The organism is Prevotella amnii CRIS 21A-A (genome assembly GCF_000177355.1).
In the GTDB taxonomy this organism is placed as follows: Bacteria; Bacteroidota; Bacteroidia; order Bacteroidales; family Bacteroidaceae; genus Prevotella; species Prevotella amnii.
Genome location: NZ_ADFQ01000040.1, coordinates 1 through 2,951 on the forward strand (window position 1 = coordinate 1; position 2,951 = coordinate 2,951).

Consider the following 2,951-nt stretch of genomic DNA (forward strand, 5'->3'; position numbering starts at 1 on the left):
CATATTTACCCTAAGCCCCGTCACCAACTGAATACCATCTTCAAAAAGAAAGTCAAAAAGTTTTTGTGATATGTATCCTTTGTCAGCAAACAGCTTTCCATACAGACGTTTGGCAAGAACCTTGAAAACCTTTGTGTCTTTGTCACTGACGTTTGCTCCAGTAAGAACAAAAGCTATGATTTCCCCTCTGTCATTACATGCCAGATGAAGTTTGAATCCGTGACACCAGCCCATTGTTCCTTTCCCATTTGTTGCAACGCCTTTGAACACCTTGTTGGCATAGCGTCTAAGATTGTGGCATACAGGAATCATTGTTGAGTGAAGAAATGTAATACCTGTACATCTTACAAATGCACGCAGATTAAGAAAGAACATAAGAGGGAAAAACACTCTACTTTCAAGTTCAACAAAACGGTTGTAAGAGACAGCGTTAGGGAAGTACGTCTTAAAAGTCCCCTTGATGAAGAATAAGATAATAGTGCTTGAAATTACGAAATGTTCCGAAATGGAAATACAATAAAATAGTCATGATTTCGCTGTCGGACAAGGAAGCCTTACGCCTTCTACGCTTCGTGGTATCGTCACCTAAAAGCAGTTTTCCGCCATTTTCAGCTTCAAAATGTTTACAAAAATCATCTATAACACAGAATAATTCAGTAATTTTGTAATCGGTAGTCTGCATAAGTGTATTTGTAACTGTTTGATTATTAACTATAAAGGTACAAAATATTTATGAGACTACCTTCTTCTTTATTTACTTTTTTGCGTTTTCTTATCCCGAACTAAGGTATCAATTTCTACTGAACCGAAAATTTTCCTAACTCTTTTCTACTGACCAAATATAAAAGTAGAAAGTAAATACTTATACTTTATTAGTATTTACCTTCTACTTTGTTATTTAAAAAGTTTTATAAGGTAGTAATAATTATTTATTACTTCTCAATAGCAGCAACACCAGGTAGAACCTTTCCTTCAATAGCTTCAAGCATGGCGCCACCACCTGTTGATACATAAGACACTTTATCTGCTAATTTAAATTTATTAACAGCTGCGACAGAATCGCCTCCACCAACAAGAGAGAAAGCACCATTCTTTTGGGTAGCCTCTGCAACATACTTAGCAATTTCACCAGTGCCATGTGCAAAGTTTTCAAATTCAAAAACTCCTACAGGACCATTCCATAAAATAGTTTTAGAACTAAGAATAATTTGTTTCCATTCTTCTAAACTTTGTTCAGCAGCGTCCATACCTTCCCACTCATCGGGTATTTCATTAATAGGGAATACTTTTCGTGGAGTATCATTAGAAAAAGATTGCCCACATACAGTATGTGTAGAAAGAGAAAGTCTAACACCTTTTTCTTTAGCTGCAGCGATAACATTTAATGCTTCTGGAATTAATTCATCTTCATGTAAAGACTGCCCTATTTTTCCACCTTGAGCTTTTATAAAAGTATATCCCATACCTCCGCCAATAATAAGGTTATCTACCTTATCAAGCAAATTTTTGATAACAGCAAGTTTTGAACTTACTTTTGAGCCACCTATTATTGCTGTAAAAGGATGCTGTGCATTCTTTAAAACGTTGTCTATAGCAGAAACTTCTTTTTCCATTAAGAAGCCAAGCATTTTGTGCTCAGCATCAAAGTTGTCTGCAATGACTGCTGTCGAAGCATGTTTACGATGAGCTGTTCCAAAAGCATCATTTACATATACATCAGCATAAGAAGCTAATTTCTTAGCGAAGGCTTTCTGACGTCCTTTCATTTCTTCCTTAGCAACATCATATTCAGGAGTTCCCTTTGCTACATCTACGGGTTTACCTTCTTCTTCAGGATAATAGCGTAAATTTTCTAGCAAAAGAGCTTCACCTGGTTTTAAAGCAGCTGCTTCGGCATCAGCATTACCTGCGTCTTTAGCAAACTTCACTTCAACTCCTAACGCTTCGCTTACATTTTTAACAATTTGACCTAAAGAAAGCTCCATTTTTACTTTTCCTTTAGGTTTTCCCATGTGGCTCATCATTATTAAAGCACCACCATCAGAAAGTACTTTCTTTAAAGTAGGAAGCGCACCACGAATACGTGTATCATCTGTAACATGACCATTTTTATCTAATGGCACATTAAAATCGACGCGAACAATTGCTTTGTGTCCACTGAAGTTGAAATTATTAATTTTCATCTGTGTTAAATATTATATTGTTATACTTTTTAAATTACTACAAAAATACAAAAATACATCGGATTGATGAAATCATATCTATTCTTTTTATTATTTTTGCATTATAAAGAAAAAAGTATGAGAAATTCAGTAATAATAGTAAGTGGGGGATTAGATTCTATAACCCTTTTATATGAAAAAGCTGACGACATAGCATTAGCTATTTCGTTTGATTATGGTCAGAATCATTCAAAAAACGAATTACCATTGGCAGAATATCATTGTAAGAAATTGGGGATACCTCATATAACAATACCTTTAAAATTTATGAATGTATATTTGAAAAGTTCTCTTTTAGAAGGTAGTGAGGCAATACCTGAGGGGCATTATGAAGAGGAAAATATGAAATCGACAGTAGTTCCTTTCCGAAATGGAATAATGCTTTCTATTGCTATAGGGATAGCTGAAAGTCATAACTTAAAATACGTAATGATAGCTAACCATGGGGGAGATCATACTATTTACCCAGATTGCAGACCAGAATTTATTTCAGCAATGAATAAAGCTGCGTGCGCGGGTACATATATTAATGTGAAGGTAGTAGCACCTTATACAAATATAAGTAAAACAGAAATAGTGAAACGAGGTGTGGCTTTAGGAATAGATTATAATAAAACATGGAGCTGTTATAAAGGAGGAGAAAAACATTGTGGAAAGTGTGGTACTTGCGTAGAACGAAAAGAAGCCTTTCTTAAGGCTGATGTAAATGATCCTACAGAATATGTTGAG

The 2,951-nt window shown here is 35.0% G+C and carries 2 protein-coding genes and 1 pseudogene; 1 reads left to right on the forward strand and 2 read right to left on the reverse strand.

Going from position 1 to position 2,951, the window contains the following annotated elements; genetic code table 11:
* Positions 1–682: pseudogene (locus tag HMPREF9018_RS10470) on the reverse strand (IS982 family transposase); the annotation flags it as partial.
* Positions 683–932: 250 nt separating this feature from the next.
* Positions 933–2,183, reverse strand: a complete 1,251-nt coding sequence (locus HMPREF9018_RS03820) for a phosphoglycerate kinase (protein ID WP_008448381.1) — start codon at positions 2,181–2,183, stop codon at positions 933–935.
* A 117-nt stretch (positions 2,184–2,300) separates the two neighbouring features.
* Between HMPREF9018_RS03820 and queC the strand changes: the two genes are divergently transcribed.
* Positions 2,301–2,951, forward strand: a 651-nt coding sequence (queC, locus tag HMPREF9018_RS03825; RefSeq protein ID WP_039864288.1) for a 7-cyano-7-deazaguanine synthase QueC, incomplete at its 3' end; no start/stop codon positions are given.